Annotated in this window: 23 protein-coding genes; 4 read left to right on the top strand and 19 right to left on the bottom strand. The window is 68.0% G+C overall.

Features of this window, described 5'->3' with window-relative positions; all coding sequences use genetic code 11:
• The first annotated feature begins 61 nt into the window (after window positions 1-61).
• Entirely contained in the window at window positions 62-1,414 is a 1,353-nt protein-coding gene (gene gltX / locus IE88_RS0101085) for a glutamate--tRNA ligase (RefSeq protein WP_031549225.1), read from the top strand.
• A gap of 4 nt (window positions 1,415-1,418) precedes the next feature.
• On the opposite strand, the gene IE88_RS0101080 is transcribed toward gltX, so the two are convergent.
• The 8 genes from IE88_RS0101080 to IE88_RS0101045 form a co-directional block, all read right to left on the bottom strand.
• The gene (locus IE88_RS0101080; RefSeq protein WP_031549222.1) at window positions 1,419-2,087 is read right to left on the bottom strand and encodes a nitroreductase family protein; all 669 of its coding nucleotides are present in this window, start codon (window positions 2,085-2,087) and stop codon (window positions 1,419-1,421) included.
• Window positions 2,084-3,928, bottom strand: coding sequence for a DNA mismatch repair endonuclease MutL (gene mutL / locus IE88_RS0101075; RefSeq protein ID WP_031549220.1), 1,845 nt, complete (start codon window positions 3,926-3,928; stop codon window positions 2,084-2,086). Before mutL ends, IE88_RS0101080 begins: the two co-directional genes overlap by 4 nt.
• A 17-nt stretch (window positions 3,929-3,945) precedes the next feature.
• Window positions 3,946-4,506, bottom strand: coding sequence for a DUF3035 domain-containing protein (locus tag IE88_RS0101070; RefSeq protein WP_051881336.1), 561 nt, complete (start codon window positions 4,504-4,506; stop codon window positions 3,946-3,948).
• Window positions 4,507-4,572: 66 nt separating this feature from the next.
• Window positions 4,573-5,130 carry a signal peptidase II gene (gene lspA, locus IE88_RS0101065; protein WP_051881335.1) on the bottom strand — a complete coding sequence of 186 codons (558 nt, stop codon included), beginning with the start codon at window positions 5,128-5,130 and terminating at the stop codon, window positions 4,573-4,575.
• Window positions 5,127-8,012 (bottom strand): isoleucine--tRNA ligase, encoded by a 2,886-nt coding sequence (gene ileS, locus IE88_RS0101060; RefSeq protein WP_031549213.1) that lies wholly within the window; start codon window positions 8,010-8,012, stop codon window positions 5,127-5,129. The genes lspA and ileS overlap by 4 nt, the downstream gene beginning before the upstream one ends.
• A gap of 70 nt (window positions 8,013-8,082) precedes the next feature.
• Window positions 8,083-8,442, bottom strand: a complete 360-nt coding sequence (locus IE88_RS0101055) for a hypothetical protein (protein WP_156032279.1) — start codon at window positions 8,440-8,442, stop codon at window positions 8,083-8,085.
• 76 nt (window positions 8,443-8,518) lie between these two features.
• Window positions 8,519-9,457 (bottom strand): bifunctional riboflavin kinase/FAD synthetase, encoded by a 939-nt coding sequence (locus IE88_RS0101050; RefSeq protein ID WP_051881334.1) that lies wholly within the window; start codon window positions 9,455-9,457, stop codon window positions 8,519-8,521.
• Window positions 9,454-10,314 carry a TIGR01459 family HAD-type hydrolase gene (locus IE88_RS0101045; RefSeq protein ID WP_031549208.1) on the bottom strand — a complete coding sequence of 287 codons (861 nt, stop codon included), beginning with the start codon at window positions 10,312-10,314 and terminating at the stop codon, window positions 9,454-9,456. The genes IE88_RS0101050 and IE88_RS0101045 overlap by 4 nt, the downstream gene beginning before the upstream one ends.
• A gap of 120 nt (window positions 10,315-10,434) precedes the next feature.
• Here IE88_RS0101045 and IE88_RS0101040 point away from each other — a divergent pair, with 120 nt between their 5' ends.
• Complete coding sequence (locus IE88_RS0101040; protein WP_031549206.1) at window positions 10,435-11,124, top strand: hypothetical protein; 690 nt, start codon at window positions 10,435-10,437, stop codon at window positions 11,122-11,124.
• A 49-nt stretch (window positions 11,125-11,173) separates the two neighbouring features.
• Window positions 11,174-12,097, top strand: a complete 924-nt coding sequence (locus tag IE88_RS0101035) for a glycine--tRNA ligase subunit alpha (protein ID WP_031549204.1) — start codon at window positions 11,174-11,176, stop codon at window positions 12,095-12,097.
• Window positions 12,098-12,116: 19 nt separating this feature from the next.
• On the opposite strand, the gene IE88_RS0101030 is transcribed toward IE88_RS0101035, so the two are convergent.
• From IE88_RS0101030 to IE88_RS0100995, 8 genes are all read right to left on the bottom strand, one after another.
• The gene (locus IE88_RS0101030; RefSeq protein ID WP_031549202.1) at window positions 12,117-12,488 is read right to left on the bottom strand and encodes a response regulator; all 372 of its coding nucleotides are present in this window, start codon (window positions 12,486-12,488) and stop codon (window positions 12,117-12,119) included.
• Window positions 12,489-12,533: 45 nt separating this feature from the next.
• Complete coding sequence (locus tag IE88_RS0101025; RefSeq protein ID WP_156032278.1) at window positions 12,534-14,033, bottom strand: ATP-binding protein; 1,500 nt, start codon at window positions 14,031-14,033, stop codon at window positions 12,534-12,536.
• Window positions 14,030-14,464 (bottom strand): MarR family winged helix-turn-helix transcriptional regulator, encoded by a 435-nt coding sequence (locus tag IE88_RS0101020; protein WP_031549198.1) that lies wholly within the window; start codon window positions 14,462-14,464, stop codon window positions 14,030-14,032. Before IE88_RS0101020 ends, IE88_RS0101025 begins: the two co-directional genes overlap by 4 nt.
• Window positions 14,465-14,607: 143 nt before the next feature.
• Window positions 14,608-16,494: an FAD-dependent 5-carboxymethylaminomethyl-2-thiouridine(34) oxidoreductase MnmC1 gene (gene mnmC1 / locus IE88_RS0101015; protein WP_051881333.1), complete on the bottom strand. Its 1,887-nt coding sequence runs from the start codon at window positions 16,492-16,494 to the stop codon at window positions 14,608-14,610.
• A complete protein-coding gene (locus IE88_RS0101010; RefSeq protein ID WP_051881398.1) occupies window positions 16,491-17,690 on the bottom strand; it encodes a lytic murein transglycosylase in 1,200 nt (399 codons plus the stop codon). Before IE88_RS0101010 ends, mnmC1 begins: the two co-directional genes overlap by 4 nt.
• Before the next feature lie 102 nt (window positions 17,691-17,792).
• Entirely contained in the window at window positions 17,793-18,929 is a 1,137-nt protein-coding gene (locus IE88_RS0101005; protein WP_051881332.1) for a serine hydrolase domain-containing protein, read from the bottom strand.
• 2 nt (window positions 18,930-18,931) lie between these two features.
• The gene (locus tag IE88_RS0101000; protein WP_031549189.1) at window positions 18,932-20,416 is read right to left on the bottom strand and encodes an AMP nucleosidase; all 1,485 of its coding nucleotides are present in this window, start codon (window positions 20,414-20,416) and stop codon (window positions 18,932-18,934) included.
• 12 nt (window positions 20,417-20,428) lie between these two features.
• Window positions 20,429-20,641: a hypothetical protein gene (locus tag IE88_RS0100995; RefSeq protein WP_031549188.1), complete on the bottom strand. Its 213-nt coding sequence runs from the start codon at window positions 20,639-20,641 to the stop codon at window positions 20,429-20,431.
• 156 nt (window positions 20,642-20,797) lie between these two features.
• Here IE88_RS0100995 and IE88_RS0100990 point away from each other — a divergent pair, with 156 nt between their 5' ends.
• Complete coding sequence (locus tag IE88_RS0100990; RefSeq protein ID WP_051881331.1) at window positions 20,798-22,990, top strand: TonB-dependent receptor family protein; 2,193 nt, start codon at window positions 20,798-20,800, stop codon at window positions 22,988-22,990.
• A gap of 106 nt (window positions 22,991-23,096) precedes the next feature.
• Here the strand turns inward: IE88_RS0100990 and rplI are convergent, their stop codons facing one another.
• The 3 genes from rplI to rpsF are packed head-to-tail and all read right to left on the bottom strand — an operon-like array spanning window position 23,097 to window position 24,332.
• Window positions 23,097-23,732: a 50S ribosomal protein L9 gene (gene rplI / locus IE88_RS0100985; RefSeq protein ID WP_051881330.1), complete on the bottom strand. Its 636-nt coding sequence runs from the start codon at window positions 23,730-23,732 to the stop codon at window positions 23,097-23,099.
• 6 nt (window positions 23,733-23,738) lie between these two features.
• Complete coding sequence (gene rpsR / locus IE88_RS0100980; RefSeq protein ID WP_031549182.1) at window positions 23,739-23,966, bottom strand: 30S ribosomal protein S18; 228 nt, start codon at window positions 23,964-23,966, stop codon at window positions 23,739-23,741.
• Window positions 23,967-23,969: 3 nt separating this feature from the next.
• Window positions 23,970-24,332, bottom strand: a complete 363-nt coding sequence (gene rpsF / locus IE88_RS0100975) for a 30S ribosomal protein S6 (RefSeq protein ID WP_031549180.1) — start codon at window positions 24,330-24,332, stop codon at window positions 23,970-23,972.
• Window positions 24,333-24,498: the final 166 nt, after the last annotated feature.

Genomic DNA, 24,498 nt, shown 5'->3' with positions numbered 1-24,498 from the left:
ATTTGACCGGGGCAGGCTGACGCTCCTAAAGGCGGGCGCTCTTTTCTTGCCAGGTGCTCCGATGTCCGTCCTCGTCCGCTTCGCCCCGTCGCCGACCGGCCGCCTCCATGTCGGCAATGTCCGCGCCGCCCTGTTCAACTGGCTCTTCGCCAAGAAGCACGGCGGCCAGTTCCTGCTGCGCTCGGACGACACCGACCAGGAGCGCAGCACCAAGGAATACGAGGACGGCATTCAGGCCGACCTTGCCTGGCTCGGCCTCACCCATGACGATTTCGCGCGCCAGTCCGAGCGTTTCTCGGTCTATGACGACGTTTCCGAGCATCTGAAGGCGAAGGGGCTTCTCTATCCGGCCTATGAGACGGCGGAGGAGCTCGACCGCAAGCGCAAGCTCCAGCGGGCCCGCGGCCTGCCGCCGGTCTATGACCGTGCGGCGCTGAACCTGTCGGACGAGGAAAAGGCGAAATACGAAGCGGAGGGGCGGCGCCCGCATTGGCGCTTCAAGCTGTCCCAGACGCCGGTCGAATGGGACGACATGGTGCGCGGGGCTGTCAGCCTCGACACAGCGACCATCTCGGACCCCGTCCTGATCCGCGAGGACGGGCAATATCTCTACACGCTGCCCTCCTGCATCGACGACGTCGATTTCGGCATCACCCATGTGATCCGGGGCGAGGACCACGTCACCAACACCGCGGCGCAGATCGAGGTCTTCCGCGCCATTCTTGACTATCGCGGCAAGGGCGAGATGCCCCGCTTCGGCCACCATTCGCTGCTCGTCGGCAAGGAAGGCGAGGGGCTGTCAAAGCGCCTCGGCTCTCTCTCCATCGCGTCCATGCGCGAAGAGGGGATCGAGCCGCAGGCGATCACGAGCCTCCTCGCGCGGCTCGGCACCTCCGATCCGGTCGAGGCCGTGACCGATATGGGCGTCCTCGCCGAAGGGTTCGACATGGATCGCCTCGGCCGCGCGCCTGCGCGGTTCGACGTGGACGATCTGCGCGCGCTCAACGCCAAGATCCTGCACCTTCTTCCCTATGCGCGGGTTTCGGACCGTCTGGAGAAGATCGGCGTGTCCGAAGCGCTCTGGAACGCCGTGCGGGGCAATCTCGACCGGCTGGAGGATGCCGCGCTCTGGAAGACGGTGACCGAAGGCGAGATCGCGCCCGTCATCGCCGACGAGGATGCGGACTTCCTGCGCCAGGCGGCGGAGCATGTGCCTGCGGGCAGCCTTGCGGCTGAAAACTGGAAGCCCTTTGTCGATGCGGTGAAGGAGGAGAGCGGACGCAAGGGCAAGGGGCTCTTCATGCCGCTGCGCCTCGCGCTGACCGGCGAGGCGCGGGGGCCGGAAATGGCCGACCTCTTCGCGCTGATCGGCTCCGACAAGGCGAAGGCGCGCCTCAAGGGCGAGAAAGCCTGAACGTTCAGAAGACGGAGAGGATGTCGCCCAGCGGCTTCTTCTCGAGCGCATGCCTCGGCACGGTCGCGCCCTCTGCGGCGTGCCCCGTGACGAGCAGCACGTAAGGCTTCTCGTTCGGCGGGCGGCCGAGCTCTTCGGAGAGGAAGCCCATCGGCGCCGGCGTATGGGTGAGGGTGGCGAGCCCCGCCGCGTGAAGGCCCGCGATCAGGAAGCCGAGCGCGATGCCGCAGCTTTCGGGGACATAGTAGTTCTTGGAGCCGTCGGCCCGCTTGCGCTCGGCGAACATCACGATCAGCCAGGGCGCGTTCTCGAGGAAGGGCTTGGAGGCATCCGTGCCGAGCGGCGCCAGCGCCTCGAGCCACTCCTCGCCCGCGCGCCCACCATAGAAGCCGCGTTCCTCCGCTTCGGCAGCGGCACGGATGCGGCGCTTCACGGCCGCGTCGCCGACGAGGCAGAAATGCCAGGGCTGATGGTTCGCACCCGAGGGCGCACTCGCAGCGGTGCGGATCGCGCTCTCGACGATCCCGCGCGGAACGGGCTTATCCGAGAAGTCGCGGGTCGTATGCCGCCTTGCCATCAGCTCACGGAAGGCTTCGGCCGCGGCGAGCCGCTCCTCGTCGCTGCGGGTGTCTCGCGGGTGGAGGCCTGTGAGCGGAACGTGCTCGCCCTTCATCGCCGCCCGAACAGCCTCTCGATATCGTCGAGCTTGAGCTCGACATAGGTCGGCCGCCCGTGATTGCACTGGCCCGAATGGGGCGTCGCTTCCATCTGGCGGAGGAGGGCGTTCATCTCCTCGCCGTTCAGGCGGCGGCCCGCGCGGACAGAGCCCCGGCAGGCCATGTCGCCGCAGATATCGCCAAGCTTCTCCTTGAGGGCGAGGTTCTCGTCGAGCGAGACGAGATCCTCGGCGATATCGCGGACGAGGCCCTGCACGTCGCATTCGCCGAGAAGGGCGGGCGTCTCGCGGACCAGCACCGCGCCCTCGCCGAACCCTTCGACAACGAGGCCCATCTCGGCGAGTTCCTCGGCGCGGGACGCGACGGCATCGGCCTCGTCCTGGGGCAGGTCCACCACCTCGGGGATGAGGAGGCCCTGGCGCTGGACATGGCCCTTCGCCATGGCGGTCTTCATGCGCTCATAGACGAGACGCTCATGCGCCGCATGCTGATCGACGATGACGAGGCCGTCGCGGGTCTGGCTGACGATATAGGTCTCGTGCAGCTGCGCGCGGGCGGCGCCCAGAGGATAGTCGCTGCGCGGCGCCGCTTCCGGTTCGGGTTCGATCCTGGCGGTGGGGGCGTCCCGCCGGTCCTCGGCATCCACCGGCGCGAAGGCGGCCTGCGCCTCGGCGAACTGCGCGGGTGTGCCGCGCTGGAGCGCGAAGCTGCGATCCACCGTCTGCGGACGATGAGCATAGCCCACGCCGCCCTGAGGCCGCGCCGCGCCGAGCGCCGCGCCCGCCACCGTGGTCGAGGCGCGATGCCCCGCCTCGGCGAGAGCGTGCTTGAGCGCGCTGACGAGGAGGCCCCTGACAGAACCGCTGTCGCGGAAGCGCACCTCGGTCTTGGCGGGGTGCACGTTCACGTCGACCCTTTGCGGGGGAAGCGCGAGGAAGAGCGCGACCAGCGGGTGGCGGTCGCGCGCGAGGAAATCGGCATAGGCGCCGCGGACCGCGCCGACGATAAGCTTGTCCCGCACCGGCCGTCCGTTGACGAACAGATATTGCCGGTCGGGCAGGCCCCGGTTGAAGGTCGGAACCCCTGCGAAGCCCGTCAGATGCGCACCCTCGCGCTCGGCGTCGAGCGGCACGGCATTGCGCCCGAAATCGGCGCCCATGATCGCGGCGAGACGGCGGAGGTGACCCTCCTCGCCCGGCGGCTCGGCCGTATAGGAGAGCCGCTTGCGGCCGTCGCTCGTCACCGAGAAGGCGACGTCCGGCCGCGCCATGGCGAGGCGTTTGACCACGTCCAGCGCGGCGCTCGTCTCCGCCCGTTCGGATTTGAGGAATTTGAGGCGGGCGGGCGTCGCATAGAAGAGGTCTCGCACCTCGACCACCGTGCCCGTGCCGGGGAAGGGCGCGGGCGCCGGGGCATGCATGCTGCCGCCCTCGCTGCGCAGGACCCAGCCATCGCCGCCCGCGACCCGGCTCGTCAGCGACAGCCGCGCGACCGAGGCGATCGAGGGCAGGGCCTCGCCGCGAAAGCCCATGGTCGAGATGTCGAGGAGATCGTAATCGCCCGCATCGTCGGGCGCCAGCTTGGAGGTCGCGTGGCGTTCGAGCGCGAGGGGCAGGGCATCCCGCTCAATGCCGCAGCCATCGTCCGAAACCCGGATCAGCGAGCGGCCGCCATCCCCGATCTCGATATCGATGCGCGTCGCGCCCGCATCGAGCGCGTTCTCGGCCAGTTCCTTCAGGGCCGAGGCAGGCCGTTCGACCACTTCGCCGGCGGCGATCCTGTTGACCGCGCTCGGCGGCAGGCGGCGGATGACGGGCGCGATGGCACCTCCTGTCATCGCCGCCTCGGGCATGATCAGTTCACGCCGGGCAGGTTCAGAACGCCCTCATCGTCCTCTGCGATCGTGACGGGGGCGCCGCCGGTCACGCTTTCGATCGAGCGGCGGCGCTCTTCCATCCACGCAGCCTGGTCGTCGACGCGCAGGGGGGCTGCGCTGTCGTCGATCTCATTGCCGTCGGTCCGCCAGAACAGGATCTGGTTGGCGAGGCTTTCGATCTTGCTGGCCCGGCCGCCATTCTCCGCGGCGAGGATCGCACGGATATTGCGGTCGACGTCGAGCGCGCCCGCATTCTGAACGAGGGCCAGTTCGCCGCGCGAGGGCGGGGCGGTGGACGCGTCGCCGACGAGGATCTCGCGCGCCCGGTCGGAGGTCGAGCTTTCCTCGGGCCGCGTCTCGCCCGGCCGCGGCGGGCGCAGGGCGTAATCCGGCGGCACGGTGAGCGGCGCCTTGGTGGTGATCGCGAACTCGTCCGGCGGATTCTTGCCCGTGCCGAGCGCTTTGCCGAGCGACGCGCAGCCGCTCGTCAGCATCAGCCCCGAAAGAAGCAGCGCGGTGGCGCGCAATGTTGCGGTCATAGCCATGAGCCTTTCACTCGCCCGAAGCGGGAAGCGTTATACGCCGACCGCCGCGAGTCGGAACCCTCAAGGGTCTGGAGTTTCGGTAACCTGCGCACCGGCGCCGCGTCGCTTCTCGGCCTCCATGCGCGGCGTGACGACGAAGGCGTCCCAGGCGAGGCAGGCGACGCCGATATTGATCGCGGCGTCGGCGACGTTGAACACCCAGGGAAAGCCGATCTGCGAGAAGTTGAGGAAATCGACGACATAGCCGTAAAGCAGCCGGTCATAGACGTTGCCGAGGGCGCCGCCGATGATGAAGCCCGCACCGAGGGCTGCGACCCGCCGGTGCAGCGTGCCGAGCCAGCGCAGAACGAAGCCCGCCACCACCAGCGCCAGGATCGACAGGAGGATGCGGCTGACGAGGCCGCCGGAGAAGAGGCCGAAGCTGACGCCCGTATTCTCGACATAGGAGAGGTCGAAGAAGGGCAGCACCTCGATACGCTCCGGCACGCGCTGGTGAAGGCGCAGGCCGTAGAGGATCCAGTGCTTGGTCAGCTGATCGAGCACTATGACCACGAGCGCCAGAGTGATTCCGCGGCGGAAGAACGGATTCTCCCGCGCGCTCGTCCACCAGCGGCTCACGCCTCGACCACCTCGTGGCAGCGCGCGCAGAGCTCCTCTGGCGGCCGGACCTCTTCGAGCACTTTCCAGCAGCGGGCGCATTTGCGGCCCGGCGCCTTGCGGACCTCGACGGCGACATCGGGCACTTCGGACAGGCGGAAGGCCTCGGCCGGAGCCGTGCCTTCCGTGACGGCGGCGCCGGATGTGATGAAGAGTTCGGCGAGGTCGTGCTTGGCGAGCGCCTTGCGGGTCTCCGGATCCGAAGCATGGACGAGCACGGCGGCTTCGAGGCTCGCCCCGATGCGTTTCTCGCGACGCTCGACCTCGAGCGCGCCGGTGACCACGCGGCGCACCGCGCGGATGCGGCTCCAGCGGGCGGCCAGGGCGTCGTCCCGCCAGTTCTCGTCGGTGTCGAGGAAGAGCTGGAGGTGGACCGAGCCGCTTTCGGCCTCTTCGGGGTGGCGGACGAGGAAGGCCTCTTCCGCCGTGAAGGGGCAGATCGGCGCGAGCCAGCGCACCAGCCGCTCGAAGGTCTCGTGCATGACGAAGCGCGCCGCGCGGCGCTCCTTCGAAGCCGGCGCATCGCAATAGAGCGTGTCCTTGCGCACGTCGAAATGGAAGGCGGAGAGGTCCTGGCTCGCGAATTCCGTCAGCGCCCGCCATGCCGCCTTGAAGTCGTAGGCTTCATAGGCCGCGCGCACCTCGGCATCCACGGCGTTCAGCCGGTGGAGGACATAGGCTTCGAGGTCCGGCAGCTCGCCATATGGGACCGCTTCGCCCGCATCATAGCCGTCGAGGGCGGCGAGGAGGTAGCGCAGCGTGTTTCGCAGCTTGCGATAGGCGTCGACCGCCGAGCCGATGATCTCGTCGCCGATGCGCATGTCCTCGGAATAATCCGCGCTCGCCGCCCAGATGCGCAGGATGTCCGCGCCGTATTTGCGCGTGATCTCTTCGGGCAACAGAACATTGCCGAGGCTCTTGGACATCTTCCGGCCCTGCGGGTCCAGAACGAAGCCATGCGTCAGCACCGCCTCATAGGGCGCGCGTCCGCGCGTGCCGCAGGCTTCGAGAAGGCTCGACTGGAACCAGCCGCGATGCTGGTCTGAGCCTTCGAGATAGAGGTCGGCGGGCCAGGTCAGGTCCTTGCGGTTCTCGACCACGAAGGCGTGGGTGCTGCCCGAATCGAACCAGACATCGAGGATGTCCTCGACCTTCTCGTAATCGGCCGGATCATGGGCATCGCCGAGGAAGACCGACTTGTCCGTGTCGAACCAGGCATCGGCGCCGCGTTCCCGGATCGCCTTGAGGATGCGCCTGTTCACCGCCTCGTCGACCAGCGGCTCGCCGTCCTTGCCCACGAAGAGCGTGATCGGCACGCCCCAGGCGCGCTGCCGCGAGACGAGCCAGTCGGGCCGGCCCTCGACCATGGTGCGGATGCGGTTCTGGCCCGACGCCGGATAGAAGGCGGTCTCGGAGATCGCTTTCAGCGCCTTGTCGCGCAGGCCGCCATCGCCGACCCGGCCCATGCGGATGAACCATTGCGGCGTGTTCCGGTAGAGGACCGGCGCCTTGGACCGCCAGGAATGCGGATAGGAGTGGGCGAGCCGCCCGCGCGCCAGAAGGGCATCGCGCTTGAGGAGTTCGGCGACGACCGCCTTATTCGCGCCGCCGTCGCGGCCCGTCTTCTTGCCCTCGGTGACGAAGACCCGCTCCCCGGTGAAGCCCGGCGCCTCGTCGGTATAGGCGCCGGTCTCGTCCACCGTGTAGGGAACGTTCTCGAGCGACAGGCCGTGCTCGATCCAGACGAAATAGTCCTCCTGGCCGTGGCTCGGCGCGGTGTGCACGAAGCCCGTGCCCGCATCGTCGGTGACGTGATCGCCAGACAGCAGCGGCACGGCGAACTCGTAGCCGCCTGCGAAGCCCTTGAGCGGGTGGTCGAGCACCGCCCCCTTCAGCTTGGCGGTGGGCACGTCCTCGACGCGGCGCCAGCGCTCGACGAAGCCCGCCGCCTTCACCTCGTCGGCCAGGGCATCGGCGAGGACGAGGCGCTGGCCGGGCTTGGTCCAGGGGTCGAAATCGAGATCGCCGCGGACCTCCTGGATCTCGTAGAGGCCGTAGGAGAGGCCGGGCCCGTAGCAGACGGCCCGGTTGCCCGGAATCGTCCAGGGCGTCGTCGTCCAGATGACCACCTCTGCGCCCTCCAGCCCCTTGGGCGCCTCGCGGAAGCCGAAGCGGACCCAGATCGTGGTCGAGGTGTGCTCGTGGTATTCGATCTCGGCCTCGGCCAGGGCCGTCTGCTCGACCGGCGACCACATGACGGGCTTGGAGCCGCGATAGACCTGACCGCTGGCGGCGAACTTCATGAACTCCGCGCAGATCGTGGCCTCGGCGTCATAGGCCATGGTGGTGTAGGGATCGTCCCAGTCGCCCTCGATGCCGAGGCGGCGGAACTCGTCCGACTGGATGCCGACCCATTTCTGCGCGTATTCGCGGCAGGCGGTGCGGAATTCCGATGGCGGGACGTCGGCCTTCTTGCGGCCTTGTCCCCGGAACGCCTCCTCGACCTTCCACTCGATCGGCAGGCCGTGGCAGTCCCAGCCGGGCACGTAATTCGCGTCGAAGCCGCCCATCTGGCGCGAGCGGACGACGATATCCTTGAGGACCTTGTTGAGGGCGTGCCCCATATGCAGGTGGCCGTTCGCATAGGGCGGGCCGTCATGCAGCACGAAGGGCTTCCTGTCCTTCGCCTCCTCGCGCAGCCGGCGATAGAGGTTCATCTCCGCCCAGCGCTCGAGGATCTGCGGCTCCTTCTTCGGCAGGCCGGCCCGCATGGGGAAGTCGGTCTGCGGAAGGAAGAGCGTATCGCGGTAATCGCGCGCCTTGTTCGCGGCGTCGTCGGACATTGGGAACCCCGGGGGCTGAAACTTCTCGGTCGGGGTCTAGCGGAGCCGCGCGAGCGGCGGCAAGCGTTCGCTAGTACCGCGCCAGCTGGAGGCCGAAGCGGCTTTGCCGGCAGGTGAAATCGCGCAGGCGGGCGGCTTCCTTGCGCACGACCTTCACGGTCAGGTCGACGATGAAGCCTTCGCTTCCGGGCCAGACGCGGTTCACGTCGGCAAGCGTGATGGCATCGATGCCGCGGCCGTCGAGCTTGTCCTGCACCGAGGAAAAGCAGGTCTGGACGGCGGACCGTTCCGCTGCGGGACTGGCCGAGGGAAGCTCGGCATAGCCTGCCGCCGGCAGGTCGGGCTGCCCGTCGGCTGCGAATGCCATGCTGCCGACAAGCGCCGCGCCGCCGATGGCCGCTGCGCATGCCCAGTATCGTTTGCCCATCACGGATACTCCTTGCCCCGAGAGGATCATGTGCCTGTCGAATAGGGCTGGAGTTGGACGAATTCTGGTGAAGGGAGTGTTAACGCTTGGGATTCAGCGCCTTGCGCGCCGCGTCGGCGTCCCGTGCAATCGCCGTTTTCAAGGCGTCGAGCCCGGAGAAGGTCTCCTCCTCCCGCAGGAAAGAGGCGAATTCGACGCGCAGCGGCTTGCCGTAGAGGTCGCCTTCGAAATCGAAGAGATGGACTTCCAGCCGCTCCGTCTCGCCGTCCACCGTCGGCCGCACGCCGAGATTGGCGACACCGTCATGGCTGCGGCCCTCATGCCGGCAGCGCACGGCATAGACGCCGTAACGCGGCCGGATCAGGTCGCCCATTTCCATGTTCGCGGTGGGATAGTCGAGCGTGCGGGCGAGCCTGCGGCCTTCGAGGACTTCGCTTTCGACGGTGAAGGGCCGTCCCATGATCTGCGCGGCGACGTCGGGCCTGCCCTCGCGCAGGGCCTGCCGGGCGGCGGTCGACGAATAGCGGACGCCTTCATCCGACTGGATGCCGACGGTGACGACGTCGATGCCGTGCTCGGCGCCTGCGCGGGCGAGAAGTTCGGTGTCGCCGGAGCGCTGGGCGCCGAAGCGGAAATCCTCGCCGACCACCACGCCCGACAAGCCGAGAATGTCGCAGAGCACCGTCTGGACGAAGGCTTCGGGCAGGAGGGTGTAGAGCCCTTCGGTGAAGGGCAGGGCGAAGACGCGGGCGCAGCCGAAGCGCTCCAGGAGGGCGGCCTTCTGCTCGAGCGTGGTGAGCAGGAAGGGCGGCGCGTCGGGCTGGAAGATGCGGCGCGGATGCGGCTCGAAGGTCACCGCTGAGACTCTCGCCTCCTTCTGCGCGGCCAGCTCCTTCGCGGTGCTCAGAAGCGCCTGATGCCCCTTGTGGACGCCGTCGAGGCTGCCCATCACCGCGACCGTGCCGCGATGCTCATCTGCGAGGGCGCAGGCGAGGGGGGCGCGGATCAGCGCGCTCACCAGCGAAGACCGTCCATGGCGAACTCCGCATGCACCCCATGCTCATCGAGCAGGGCCGCCAGCTTGCGCTCGTCGAGGCGGCCGTTCTCCCCGCGCGCCTCCTGCGAAAAGATGCCGTCGGCGACGAAGACCGAATCGAAGCCCTGCCGGTTCGCGCCGAGAATGTCGGTCTGCACGCCGTCGCCGATCACGAGAGGCCGCCTGGGCGGCTGCCCGCCGCCCACCGCCGCCGCTTCGAGCGCCAGGTGGTAGATCGGCTCGTGGGGCTTGCCCGCCAGGATCACTTTTCCCCCCATCGCCTCGTAGACGTCGCCCAGCGCGCCCGCGCAATAGATCAGCTTGTCGCCATAGCGGACTACCTTGTCCGGATTGGCGCAGATCATCGGCAGGCCGCGCTCGGCCGCGCCGGCCAGCATATCGCGGTAATCGTCGGGCGTCTCGTTCATGTCGTCGAGCATGCCGGTGCAGAGAATCGCCTCAGCATCCTCCAGCGGCACGAAGGCCGTCTCGATCGCGTCGAACAGGCCGTCATCCTTGGCCGGGCCGAGGCGGAAGAAGGCCATGCCCGTCCGGCGCTCCACCTCGGCCCGCGTGGCATCGCCCGAGGTCACGATGTCGTCATAGGCTTCGGCCGGCAGCCCGAGGCGTTCGAGTTGCGCCGGGATCACGTCCGATAGGCGCGGCGCATTGGTGATGACGATCACCGGCCCGCGTTCCTGCCGGAACCGGGTCAGGGCCTCGGCCGCGCCGGGGAAGAGCGCATGGCCGTTGTGGATCACGCCCCATGCGTCGCACAGCAGGGCGTCGTAGTCGCCGGCGATCTCGCTGAGGCCGGACAGGGGTCGTGTGTCTCGCATCATTGCCCGATAGGCGGGCGCAAGGCCCGGAGCAAGCGCCGGGGCGAGGCTTCCGGCCGGCTGCGGCGCCCTGTATGCTCCTGCGGTGCAGAAAAGCCGAATCGTCTCCCCGGTGCCGCTATGAGTCTCCTCCTGGCCGCTCTCGCCCTGATGGCGCCCCTCGCGGATCTGCGCGTGGGAGAGGCCGACGGCGTGGTGCGCCTCCTGCTCGCCTGCGCCGGCCCTTGCGAGGCGGAGCCCTCGGGCGATGGCGGCTTCCTGCTGCGCGGCGTCGAGGATTCGCTCTCGATCGATCTGTCCGAAATGGGCGTCACCGCGGTGTCGATCGATCCCGTTCCGGGCGGTTCGCGCCTGCTCATCGAGACGGAGACCGAGCCGCGCCTCGTCGAAGTGTCCGCCTGCGGCGCGCAGACCTTGTGCTTCGATCTCGATCTTCGGGCGCCTGAAGGCACGGGAGAGGGGCCGCCCACCATGTCGAGCGTCGCGGCCGCGCTCAGCGCCATGGCCGCGAAGGGCGCGCCGCGGGTCTCCGACCTCCGGCTCGAGCTGTTCAACCTGACCGGCCTGCCGCTCGACGAGACGTCCTGCGACGAGGCGGAGGAGGCGCTGGAAGAGGATGCCTGGGCGCTCGACGCCTATCGCCATGTCGCCTTGTGCCGGGCGGGAGAGGGCGCTCTGTCCGAGGCCGACGGCCTTCTCGCGCGGCTTCTCGCCTACAGGCCCGATCCGCTGGCAGAGGCGGCGCGCGCCGCCATCGTCAGGCAGATGGCGCCGCTGGCGAAAGACCGTTCGGGCGCCGCCCTGCGCTGAGGGATGCCCGCTTGCCGCATCCGGCACGCGCCGCTAGCACCGCCCCATCATGACTGACGCCAAGACGCGGTCCTTCCAGGGCCTGATCCTCACCCTGCAGAACTACTGGGCCGATCATGGCTGCGTGATCCTGCAGCCCTACGATCTCGAAATGGGCGCGGGCACCTTCCACCCTGCCACGACGCTCCGCAGCCTGGGGGAGAAGCCCTGGAACGCGGCCTATGTGCAGCCCTGCCGCAGGCCGGGGGACGGGCGCTATGGCGCGAACCCGAACAGGTTCCAGCACTACTACCAGTTCCAGACGGTCCTGAAGCCAAGCCCCGAAAACCTCCAGGAGCTCTATCTTGGCAGCCTCGACGCGATCGGCATCGACCGTTCGCTCCACGACATCCGCTTCGTCGAGGACGACTGGGAAAGCCCGACGCTGGGCGCCTGGGGCCTCGGCTGGGAAGTCTGGTGCGACGGGATGGAGGTGACGCAGTTCACCTATTTCCAGCAGGTCGGCGGCTTCGACTGCAAGCCGGTCACCGGCGAGCTGACCTACGGCCTCGAGCGGCTGGCCATGTATGTCCAGGGCGTCGACAACGGCTACGATCTCGACTTCAACGGGGAGGGCGTCACCTATGGCGATGTCTTCCACCAGCAGGAGGTCGAATTCTCGGGCTATAACTTCGAGCTCGCGAACACGGATGTCCTGTTCCGCCAGTTCCGCGAGGCGGAAGAGGCCTGTGAGACGATCCTCGCCAAGGGGCGTGAAGAGGGGCGCAGCTTCGCGCTGCCGGCCTATGACCAGTGCATCAAGGCCAGCCACCTCTTCAACCTGCTCGATGCGCGGGGCGTGATCTCGGTCGCAGAACGCCAGTCCTATATCCTGCGGGTGCGCAAGCTGGCCAAGGCCTGCTGCGAAGCCTGGCTCGACAGCCCGCAGGGCCGCACCGAGGGCGCCGGCATCGCCGGGCAGGACGCCGCCTGAGGGCGCGGCGGGCTCGGGCCTACTTGCCCAGCGCCTTCTTCACCGCGGCCAGCAATTCGTCGTCGTCGAAGGGCTTGAACAGGACTTCGGCAGCGCCGAGCGCATCGGCCTTGGCGGTTGCGCTTTCGAGGGAGCGGCCCGGTCCGCCTCCGGACATCATCACGAAGGGCACGGGTTCCGCATCCCGGCTGATCTCGGTCGCAAGGTCGAGGCCCGTGTCCCCGTCGATCCATACATCCAGAACGCAAGCGTCGACCTCGCCAGTCGAGAGAATGTCGCGGGCGCTCGCCATGTCCTTCGCCACCAGGACGAAATAGCCGTCGTTCTGAAGGACGAGCTTTACCGCATCGGCAACGTCCTGCTCGTCATCCACGACGAGAATGGTAGCCATGAGGGACCTCCTAAAGAAAACGTCCTTGCCGGCCTGCCTCTTGCCTCAGCCCTCGCGCTGAGGGGCCCAGATGGAAAAGGTGGACCCCTTCCCCGGCGCGGTGTCAACCGCAACGGCTCCTCCCCAGCCCATGGTCAGGCCCTGCGCGATGGGCAGGCCGAGGCCCGTTCCCTTGCCCTTCGGCTTGGTCGTGAAGAAGGGGCGGAAGATCTGGTCGGCGGCAGCCTTGTCGAGGCCCGGCCCCTCATCGATGACGCTGACGCATACGAAATGGCCCGAAGCGGTCGGGCGAAGCGGCAGGTCGCGGGGCGGCACGGCGCCCTTGATGCCTCTGATCGTCACCGTCCCCCGGTCGTTCTGCGCTTCCATCGCATTGTTGAGAAGGTTGAGGAGGACCTGCCGGAACTCCGTCGGCTGAATCAACGCGCGCAGCGGCTCGCCCGGCAGGTCTATGACGAAGCGGATCGAGCCGCGATTGAGGTCCTTCGCGGTGGCGACCACGTCCTCGATCAGCTCGCTGAGATCCGTCAGCGAGGGCGGGTCGTCGTCCGACCGCGCCATCAGAAGCGTGCGGCGCAGAAGGCTGCCCGCGCTCATCGTGGCCGCGCTGATCCTGTCGGCGTAATAGGCCCGGTCGGGGTGATCCGGGTTCTTCGCGAGACTCCGCGCATAGACCCCGACCGGGTGCAGGAGGTTCGACAGTTCATGGGCGAGAGACCCGGCGAAGTCGTTGAGGGCGCCGACCTTCTGGGTTTCGGCCAGGGCGCGGGCGAAGGCTTCGCGTTCGCTGATCAGCTTCATGGTCGCCGACTGGTCGACCGCGATCGTCACATAGCGCTGCAAATCGCCGCTTCGCCCGAAGAGCGGCTTGGCGAAGAGGAGCCAGCTCGTCCCTGCCAGCGGGCCCCTCGTCACCTCGATCAGCTGACGTCCGGCCGGCGTTCCTTTCTGCAGGAAGTCGACCATGGTGCGATAGACAACCGGATCGAGGTTGAGGCGGCGGAGCGCCTGCGGCTTCTTGCCGAGGATCAGGCGCCGCTTCAGTCCCAGGCGGAGCGGCACGTATTTGTTCAAGAAGAGAATGCGGCCCTCGGCGTCCTGCACCGCGACAGCCAGGGGCAGGTCGTCGAGGATCGCCCGCAGCGCTTCGGTCCGCTCTTTCGCGGCGGACCTGGCCTCGATCTCGCTCGTCCGGTCATTGGTGACGAGCATGACCTTCCCATCGCCCGTCAGCGTGGCCGTGCCCTCGAAGAAACGCGCTTTGCTCTCGGTCAGCTGCCAGCGGAGCCAGCCGCGCCAAGGCTTCCCGCTCGCGACGAATTCCGTCCAGAGCCTTCGCCGCTCCGCCTTCAGTTCCGGCCCGGCGGCATCGCGCTCGAACCAGCACCGGCCTCCGGCATCGGCCGCCTCGTCGAGCCCCGTCGCGGCAAAGAAGGCTCGAGACGCGGCCAGGAGCACGCCGTCGCGGTCAGCCAGCGCCCAGCCGACATTGGCCGCGTCGAGCGCCGGGATCAGATGGTCGTGCAAGCTGGAAGAGTCCGTCACCGCCGCGCGTTTCGCATCGCTTCATCGACCTTGTCGAGAAGCTGGCCCAGCTGATCGAGGTCGCCCGGCTCCATTCCCTCCAGCACCATCGCGATATCGTTCAGCGGGTCCTTCCTGAGCGCCCGCCGGCCGGCCTGCGTCAGCTTGATGACCGTCGAGCGCGCATCCGTCCGCGAAGGCGTGCCTTCCAGCAGGCCGCGCTCGACAAGGGATTTGATCGTCCTGGACGACGACCCCGTCGTATTCCCGAGAAACTGGGACAGGCCATTCACATTCGCGGTCCGCCGTCCGGTCCGCGCGAAATAGCGCAGGGCCGACCACTGCACTGCATGAAGGTCGTCGGCATTGCGCTTTTCGAGAACGCGTCTTCCGATCTGGAAAAGCATCTGCGCGACGCCTGCAGCCCGCTTCGCTGCCGCAGCCTCATCCATTCTCCCCCCCCTGAGCCTCGCAAGAGGCTCACAACCCTTTCGCTATGGACGCCTGCCGCCTCTCGCTTCCCGCAGGAACGGTAGATGCTGCTGCCCGGGTCTGCCTGCCACGCCCCTTCCGCGAGATTCGCAAGAACCGCGCCTCAAGACGGCGACTGTATGCGACGCTTGATGCCACGGGCAAGGAAGCGGGCCGGGGAAATAGCAGCCGCGCCCGCGACTTCCATGGGGGAGGGGGTGCCGCAGATCAGGCTGGCCAATGCCGCGGACAGGAGCGGCGCCGTCGACAGGCCCCGCGAGCCGAGGCCGCCGAGCACGAAAAGGGCCGGCCTGTAGGGCGGCGCGGCATCCACTCTGCGGCCCTGTGACAGGCCGGCATAGCGCTGCCGATAGGCCTCCACATCGGGCACGGGGCCCATCAGAGGGTGGCGGTCCGGCGTCACCGCCCGAAGGGCCGCGCGGGCCGCGATCCAGCCGGAGGGCTCTTCGCCGAGGAGCTGGCGGGCCCTCGCCGCATTGGCGGCGGTGCTGGCCTCATCGGCGATCGGGGTCGCGTCGGCCGGGACATCGTCATAGGTCGCGCCGACCACGGTGCCGGTCTCCGGCGCCGGGGCGGCATACCCTTCGCCGGAGAGGATCCTCTCGGGGACCGGGTTTGCGAAGAGGTCGATCTGCCCCCGCGACGCTGTCAGCGCCGGGGCGCCGAGATCGAGCAGCGAGGCCATGGCAGGTCCGGCCGCAACCACGATGGCGGAGCAGGAGAGCGAGCCCTGCCGGGTGCGGAGTGCCGGACCCGCGCCGGCCGCGGCGATCTGCGGGACCTCGGTCCTGACCGGAACGTCGCCGAGAAGAGCGTCGACGGCGACGGCCGGACGCAGCACGGCGCTCGCCCCGACGAAGAGGCCCTCCGCCTCCACCCGCAGCGCCCGCGACGGCCACAAGCCGCCCTCGACGAGGCGGCGGGCCCGCTCTTCGGCCATGAGCACGGTGGCGCCTCTTGCGGCGAGAGCGTCCGGTGCGGCGTCTTCGTAGAAGGCGGAGGCATAGAGGAAGGCGTCGCGATAGAGGCGGGCGACCGGCGTATCGCCCAGATCGAGGCGCGGCGAGACCAGTCCCGCAGGGTTGCCCGACGCGCCCGCCGCCTGCCCCTGCGGGTCGAAGACGATCACCTGCCTGCCGAGCCGCCGCAAGTGCCAGGCGAGGCTGGCCCCGGCAATGCCGGCGCCGAGGATCGCGACGGGAGCATCCGCCCGTGAGGGCGCGACCTCATCGTCCCGCAGATGGCCCGGCACGGATGGAATGGAGGGCGGCGTGCCCGCCAGCTCCGCACGCAGCATCTCGCGCTTCCGGCCGAAGCCGGGCGTCTTGCGGATGTCGAAGCCCGCGGCCTGAAGCCCCCGCCGCACGGCGCCGGCGACGGTGAAGGTCGCTGCGGTCGCGCCGCGCCGTGATCGGGCGGCGACGAGGCGCAGAACGGTCTCGGACCACATCTGCGGATTGGTGGCGGGCGAAAAGCCGTCGAGGAACCAGGCATCCGCCCGGAGCCTCGCCTGCATGAGGACCTCTTCGACCTCGCCGAAAGCCAGCGTCAGCGTGACGTCCCGCCCGAGGCGGACAGTCGCCTGTCCGGGGCGCGGCTCGGGATAATGCGCCGCCAGAGCGTCCAGCGCCTGCGCGGCGTCGGACCAGCGGCTGGCGGCCTCCCTCGCGGCGCGGACGAAGGCGTCCGGGGGAAGGGGGAAGCCTTCTGCCGACCAGATATGAAGATGGCCGCGGTCATGGCCTCTTCGGGAAAAGGCGGAGATGGCGGCCGCGATGTTGAGGCCGGTGCCGAAGCCGAGTTCGCCTATGGCGAAGACCTCTCCGGCCTCAAGCGCGGCGAAACGGTTCTCGAGTTCGTTGCCGTCCAGGAAGACGTGCCGGCTCTCCGCCAGTCCGTCCTCCTGCGAATAGTAGACGTCGGAGAAGCGGCCGGAGCGGAGGACAGGGCCGTCCCGGCGCAGATCGGGATCGGGAAGCTTCCCGCTCACGCCCCCATCAGTCGGGAGAGGATGAGGGCGGACGCATAGCCGTCGGCCGGCAGGCCGTTGTCGCGTTGCCAGGATCGCAGCGCCTTGCGCGTGCCCGCGCCGATGATGCCGTCCACGGGGCCGGGCTCGTAGCCGAGGCCGGACAGCGTCTCTTGCAGGGCCTTGCGCTCGGCCAGGGTGAGGGGGCGGTCGTCGCGCGGCCAGTCATTGGCCAGCGGCTGGCTGCGCCCCGCCACCGCATCGGACAGGAAGCCGACGGCGAGCGCATAGGCGGTCGCGTTGTTGTAGCGCAGGATGGCGCGGAAATTGTCGGTGACGAGGAAGGCCGGACCGTTCGCGCCCGCGGGCAGGATGATCGAGACCGTCTCGTTGAGGTCGATCCTGTCCGAAAGGGCGCCGCCGGGACGGGTCACCCCGGCGCTCTGCCAATGGGCGACGCTGCGCCCGACGGAGCGGTCGGCCTGCGCGAAATCGAAGCCCTCGGGCAGGACGACCTCGAAGCCCCAGGGCAGGTCGGCCCGGTAGCCCGAGCGGGAGAGATAGTTGGCCGTCGAGGCGAAGACGTCGCCACGATCGGACCACAGGTCCTTTTTCCCGTCGCCGTCATGGTCGACGGCATGGGCGAGATAGGTGGTGGGGATGAACTGTGTCTGGCCCATCGCGCCGGCCCAGGACCCCTGTAGCTGCTCGCGGCGCGCATCGCCGTTCTGCAGGATGCGGAGAGCGGCGATGAGCTGGGTGCGGCCGAAGGACTGGCGGCGCCCCTGATAGGCGAGGGTGGAGAGGGCGGAGAGGACGTCCTCGTCTCCCATGATCCGCCCGAAGGAACTCTCCATGCCCCAGATCGCGACCAGCGTCTCGGCATCGACGCCATACTCGGCCTCGATCGTGTTGAGGAGGTCCGCCTCGGAGGCATAGCCTTCCAGGCCGCCCCTGATCCGGGCCTCGGAAAGGGCGCCGTCGACATAGTCCCAGAGCGGGCGGACGAATTCGGGCTGGTTGTCGTTGCGCTTGAGGATGACGGGCAGCGGCTTCACCGTGGCCATCTGCTCGTCATAGAGGTTCGGCGAGATGCCGGCAGCGACCGCGTCGATGCGGAACTGCTCGCGGAAGGTGCCGAAATCGGGCTCGGCTTCCTGCGCGGCGAGCGGCGTGGCGGTCAGCGCCATGGCGGCGGCGAGAAGACGGGTTCGCATGGCTTCGGCTGCCCTCATTGTCGCGGAACGCTAGCTGCCCTCGTTAAGGCTAACGCTTCGTTACCATTTAGGGGCAGGAGAAGCGCGTTGAAGCGCAAACGCTCAATCCACCGCCCTATAAAGTTCGGCAAGCAAGGCCTTCGCCCGCGGATCGCCGACGAGCACGGGCGACATGGTCGCCGGCACGAAGGCGAAGGAAAGCTCCCGCGCCGGGTCCGCCATGACGCAGGAGCCGCCGAAGCCGTAATGGCCGATGGCGGTCGGCGCGCCGCCGAAGGCGCCGAGCGTCTCGCGCATCACGCCCGCCCCCCAGGAGATGCGATAGGGCAGGACGAGATCGTCGCCATGGATGCGCTCTTCCCAGGCGGCTTCGCGCGCACTCGTGCCGGCGAAGGCTTTCCCGGAGATCTCTCCCGTCGCATAGGCCTGCATCACCTCGGCGAGGCCGCGGGCATTGGCATGCGTGTTGGAGGCGGGGATTTCGGCGGCGGCCCATGCCTCTCGCGCGACGCCGGAGGGCGCGCTCCAAGGCGCGAGGAAAGCGGCCTTCTTCGGAGGCGTGATCTCGCCGAGATCGGGCGCTTTCGGCGGCTTGACCATCTGCGCCGTGCGCGCCACCTGATCAGCGCTCAGCCCGCAATGCACGTTGAGGCCGAGATCGCGCAGATGGTCGCCATAGGTCTTCCCGCTCGACCGGCGCAGCACCTCGCCTGCGATATAGCCGAAGGTCTGGGGGTGATAGCCGCTCGCCGTGCCGGGCTCCCACATGGGCTCCTCACTCGCGATGGCGGCGCAGGTCGCCTCCCAATCGAGCCAGATCGCGGGGTCCTTCTCCTCGGCGAAGCCGGGCACGCCGGCCTGGTGAGAGAGGGCCTGGGCAAGGGTCACCCTTTCCTTGCCGCGCTCGCCGAAGGCGGGCCAGATCTCCGCGACGGGGCGGTCATAATCGAGCCGTCCCTCCGACACTTCCCGCATGACGAGTGCGGAGAGAACGGCCTTGCCCGAGGAATAGACGCAGGCAATCGTGTCCTCTTCCCATTCGGCCGACTTCTTGCGGTCCCGCCAGCCGCCGCGCAGGTCCACGACCGGCTCGCCATCGATCAGGACGGCGACAGAGCCGCCGAGATTCTCTCCCGTGGCGATGCTGCCTTCGAAGACGCGGCGCAGGCCGTCGAAGTCCTTGTCGCAGCGGCCGGAAAGCGGCACGTCCTGAATATCGGCCATAAGAACCTCGATCATGGTCAGCGGAAGGGCGGCTCGTCGAAGCTGCGCAGCTTGCGCGAGTGCAGCGCCACGGCGCCGTCCCTGCGCAGGGTCTCGAGCGCCTCGATGCCGATCTTCATGTGCTCGCCGATGGCGCGCTCATAGAAGCTGTTGGCGGCGCCCGGCAGCTTGATCTCGCCATGCAGCGGCTTGTCGGAAACGCAGAGCAGCGTGCCGTAGGGCACGCGGAAGCGGTAGCCATTCGCCGCGACCGTCGCGCTCTCCATGTCGATGGCGATGGCGCGGGCATGGCCGAGGGTCCGGGCCTCGTGCTCGAAGCGCAGCTCCCAGTTCCGGTCGTCATGGGTGACGACCGTGCCCGTGCGCAGCCGATGCTTGAGCGTCTTGCCCGCATCGCCCGTCACCGTGCCCGCCGCCGCGGTCAGGGCGAGCTGGATCTCCGCGATGGGCGGCACGGGAATGTCCGGCGGCAGGTCGTGGTCGAGCACGTGGTCGCGGCGCAGATAGGCATGCGCGAGCACATAGTCCCCGAGGCGCTGCGAATGCCGCAGGCCGCCGCAATGGCCGATCATGATCCAGCATTGCGGGCGCAGGACGGCCAGGTGATCCGTGATCGTCTTCGCATTGGAAGGGCCAACGCCGATATTGACGAGCGTGATGCCCTGTCCGCCCGGCGCGGTGAGATGGTAGGCCGGCATCTGGTGACGGCGCCAGGGGCTCTGCTGGACGAGGCTGACCGCGCCCGCCGTATCCGCATCGACCCGGACCCCGCCCGGCGCGACGAGTTCCTTGTAATCGGGACCGTCGCCCGGCTCCGAGCGCAGCTTGTCGACCGCCAATTCCACGAACTCGTCCATGTAGCGGTGGTAGTTCGTGAAAAGAATGAACTGCTGGAAGTCTTCGGGATCGGTTCCGGTGTAATGCTTGAGGCGTTGCAGCGAGTAATCGGTGCGCAGCGCGTCGAAGAGGGCGAGGGGCTTGGGTTCGGGCCCGTGGCCGGTGGCCATGGCGGCCGTCGCCCATTCGCCGTTCGCGATGCCGTCATCGATATTGGCGAGGTCCGGCACCGGGAAGACCCGTGCCAGCTCGGAGGGCGGCACCGCCTCGGCATCCACTCCCGCCGCGCTTTCGAGCACGTAAGGGTAGGGGATGTTCGAGCCGGACGAGCCGACCATCGCCTTCACGTCGTAGCGGTCCATGAGCAGCGAGAGCTGCTCGGTCAGGTAGTCGGCGAAGAGAGCCGGCCGCGCGACATCGGTCTCGTAAAGCCCCGGCGCCTCGAACTTGCCGAAGGCCGAAGACAGCGGCGGCACGACGGTCTCGGGTCGATAGTCGAGCCTCAGCGTCGGATAGGCGAAGTCGTAGGGGCCGGCCTCGGGCGGCGTGCCGTCGCGCACGAATCGCTCGAAGGCGGCGCGAAGCCTGTTCGCGCTCGCCTCGTAGCGTTCGGTGAGTTCCGAGACGGCCTGTTGCGGGGTCTCGACCGTCTTCCAGTCAGTCACGCGAGCGCCGCCTCAGTCCTTCTTCCGGAAGGTCACGGCGAAGAGCGGCTCGCCGTCGAAGAGATCGGAGGGCGCTTCGTGGCCTTCGATCATCTGGAAGGTGCGCGGCGTGATCGACCCCTCCATGACATAGCCTTTCTGGGCCATCTTGCCGCGGTGGAATTCGAGCGCGGCGGCGGTGAATTCGCGGGCGAGAATGGTGATGCGTTCGGGGTCTTGGGCCATGGAAGTGGTGTCCTCGCGGTCTTTCGTCGGTCCGGTAGGGCAAAGCAGATGCCGCCGCCAGTTTCAACGCGGACGGGCTGTTGACAGCCTTTCCTGCATGTCATTATCAGTCGCAGTGCATATGCGACGCTTTCGCAAATAGCAGGACATTTTCCGATGATCGAACTCGCCGCCGCAGCGGCTTCCGACGCTGCGATTCAGGACACCTTCAACGGCCTCGACGAGATCGTCGTCGTCGGCACGGCCAGAGCGGGCGCTGCCCCCGCGACGATCCTGACGTCCGACGACCTCGACCTCTTCGACAGCGCCGACGTGCTTCGTACCCTGCGTGCGGTGCCGGGTCTCCAGCTCGGCGAGGAGGAGGGCTTCGGCCTGCGGCCCAATATCGGCATTCGCGGATCGGGCTCTGAGCGCTCCGCCAAGATCGCCCTGATGGAGGACGGCGTGCCGATTGCGCCAGCGCCTTATGCCGCGCCGGCCGCCTATTACTTTCCGACCACGGCCCGTATCGCGGCCGTCGAGGTGGCGAAGGGCCCCGCCGCGATCCAATACGGTCCTCAGACGACGGGCGGTGCGCTGCACCTCTTCTCGACCCCGCTGCCCGAAGGTCCGCAAGCCTATCTCGCGGCGTCCTTCGGCTCATATGGCAGGATGATCGACCATGGATGGGCCGGCACCCGTGTCTCTCTCGGCGAAGACCTCGAAGGCGCGGTGATGATCGAAGCCGTGCGAGACAGCTCGGACGGGTTCAAGGATCTTCCGTCCGGCGCCGATACGGGGTTCGAGATCGAGGACTACGTCTTCAAGGGCGCGCTCTATACGGGCGAGGCGCATCTCATGGTGAAGATGCAGACCTCCGATCAGGTCTCCGACGAGACCTATCTGGGCCTCACCGAGGCGGACTACGCCGCCGATCCCTATCGCCGCTATGCGGCCAGTGCCATCGACCGGTTCCACGGCGAGCACGAGACCTATCAGATTTCGGGCGAGGTTCCGCTGACGGACAATGTCCGCGTGACGGGGCTCGCCTACCGCACCGAGTTCGCGCGCAGCTGGTACAAGCTTCAGGAAATCGAGACGGAAGATTTTCTGGGCGCGGGCGGCCTCAGCGGAACGGGCGATTGCGACGGGATTTCGGAAATCCTGGCGACGCCCGAACTCTGCGGCAGCGAGCTCGCCGTCCTCAGAGGCGCCGACAGCCCGGCGGACGCGGTCCAGATCCGCGACAACAACCGCGAATATTATGCCGAAGGCGTGCAGATCGCGCTGACCTCGGATCTCGCGACCGGCGCGCTGCGCCATGATCTGGTTCTCAGCGTCCGCGATCACCAAGATGGCGTCGACCGCTTCCAGGATCAGGACGGTTACGCATTTGAAGGCGGAAATCTCGTCCTGACCACGGACAATGCCGACGGAACGCAGGCGAACCGCCTGACCGAGGCCGAGGCGCTCGCCCTGTTCGCGCAGGACAGGATCGAATGGGACCGCTTCGGACTGGTACTCGGCGCGCGGTTCGAAAGCGTCGAGACGCGCCAGCGCCGCTGGGACACCCCGGACCGCGCGCTTGCCCCGGACAGCATCCGCGAGAACGACTATGACGTCTTCCTTCCGGCGATCCGGGCCGACTTCGAAGCCAGCGACACGCTGACCCTCTTTGCGGGGAGTTATGAAGGCTTCGGCGTTCCAAGCGCCGGCGCGCGCGAGGGCAAGGCCGAGAAATCGGTGAATTCGGAGATCGGCCTCGTCTATGACGACCGGGGAACCCTGTTCCAGATCACCGGCTATTTCAACGATTACGAGAACCTGCTCGGCCGCTGCACCGCCTCGTCGGGCAGCTCGGAATGCGATTTCGGCGACCAGTTCAATGCGGGCGAAGTCGACAGCTACGGCGTCGAAGCAGTCGCCTCGCGCAGCTTCGCAGCCGACGGGACGGTCTTCCCCGTCACCCTCAGCTATTCATGGACCGTTGCGGAGTTCCAGAACGGCTTCTCGTCGGATTTCGATCCGTGGGGCGATGTCGAGGCAGGCGACCGGCTGCCTTACGTGCCGGAACATCAGGCGACGTTGGTTGCGGGGATCGAGCGCGGTCCGTTTTCGGCCTACACCTCGATCAACTATGTCGACGACGCCCGTTCGACGGCGGGGCAGGGACCCATTCCGTGCGATCAGCTGATCGAGGAGCGCGTGCTCGTCGATCTGGCCGCGCGCTACGCGATCAACGAGACGCTCAGCCTGCGGGCCTTCGCCGACAACCTCTTCGATGAGACCTATACGGCCAGCCTGCGTCCCGCCGGGCGCAGGCCGGGCAAGCCGCGCGAGCTCCGGGTCGGCATCGAGGCGCAGTTCTGACGCCTGCGAGGAAAGGGAGGCCCGTTCGTCTCTGGCCTCCCAACGGATACGAAAAAGGCCGCCTCGGAAGAGGCGGCCTTTCTTCTTGCGCGCTCCGGCGAGCCGTTCAGACCGCCGCGTCGGCGTCCTCGGCAGGGGGCACATTGCCCTCTTCGCCGGTCTGGGCGCCGCCTTCGGTGCGGGGTTCGTCGCCGCGCGAGCCGTATTCGTCGAAGTCGCCGGTGCCGGCGACCTGTTCGACCTCCTCGCGCTCGGGCGCGAGAACGTTCTCGCCGCGCTCCTGGCGTTCGGCTTCTTCCTGGGTCCGGGCGATGTTCACCTTGATGTCCACGAGGACTTCGGGGTGCAGGCGGACCTGGACGGGGAAGATGCCGAGCTCTTTCAGCGGCTGGTTCAGCACCACCTGGCTGCGTTGCAGCTTGAGCTTCTTGGTGCTGGCCACTTCGGCGATGTCGCGCGCGGAGACCGAACCGTAGAGCTGGCCCATATCCGATGCGGAGCGGATCAGCACGAAGGTCTTGTCCGCGATGGAGGTGGAGAGGTTCTCCGCCTTTTCGCGGGCCTGGGCGTTGCGCTCCTCGATCTGGGCGCGCTGGGCCTCGAAGACCTGCTGGTTGGCTTCGGTCGCCCGCAGCGCCTTCTTGCGCGGCAGGAGGAAGTTGCGCGCGAAGCCGTCCTTCACGGCGACGGTGTCGCCGATGCCGCCGAGCTTCTCGACGCGTTCGAGCAGAATGACGTCCATCTGTGCTTACTCCGTCGAGCTGTAGGGCAGGAGGGCGAGGAAGCGCGCGCGCTTGATGGCGCGGGCCAGCTCACGCTGCTTCTTCTGGCTCACGGCCGAGATGCGCGAGGGGACGATCTTGCCCTTCTCGGAGACGTAGCGTCCGAGAAGCTTGGGATCCTTGTAGTCGATGGTCGGCGCGTTCTCGCCCGAGAAGGGGCAGGACTTGCGGCGGCGGAAGAAAGTGCGTGCCATGAGTTAGCTCCTGTCCCGGTCGCGGCGGCGGCTCTCGTCGCGGTCGCGGCGCGACATGACCGGCGAGGGCTCTTCGTCGTGCTCTTCGACGCGCAGCGTCATGAAGCGCAGGATGTCTTCCTTGATGCGCATCTGGCGTTCCATTTCCTGGATCGCCTCGGCCGGGGCCGTGATGTTCATCAGGGAGTAGTGACCCTTGCGGTTCTTGTTGATCTTGTACTGGAGGTTGCGAAGACCCCAATATTCAGACTTCTCGATCGACCCGCCATGCTCGCGGATGATCTCCTGAAGTTCCTCGGTGAGGTGCTCGACCTGCGCGGGGCTGACGTCCTGCCGCGCGATGTAGACATGCTCGTAAAGAGGCATGACGGCTCCTTTCCAGACGGCGGAGACGGCAGGGGTGGAGGGCCCTGTGCGCCTTCGGCTCCGCATGCGGTGGGACCATCCCGGATGCAGCGGACCGCCGTTCGAAGGCGGGCCGGTACAGGAAAGGAGCGGGGGTGGCAAGCCGGGGCGCGTCATCCCCGGCAGC

It is taken from the genome of Parvularcula oceani (genome assembly GCF_000733125.1).
Classification (GTDB): domain Bacteria; phylum Pseudomonadota; class Alphaproteobacteria; order Caulobacterales; family Parvularculaceae; genus Parvularcula; species Parvularcula oceani.
The sequence above is the reverse complement of the archived record's forward strand: the minus strand, read 5'-3'. Positions and strand labels throughout refer to the sequence as shown.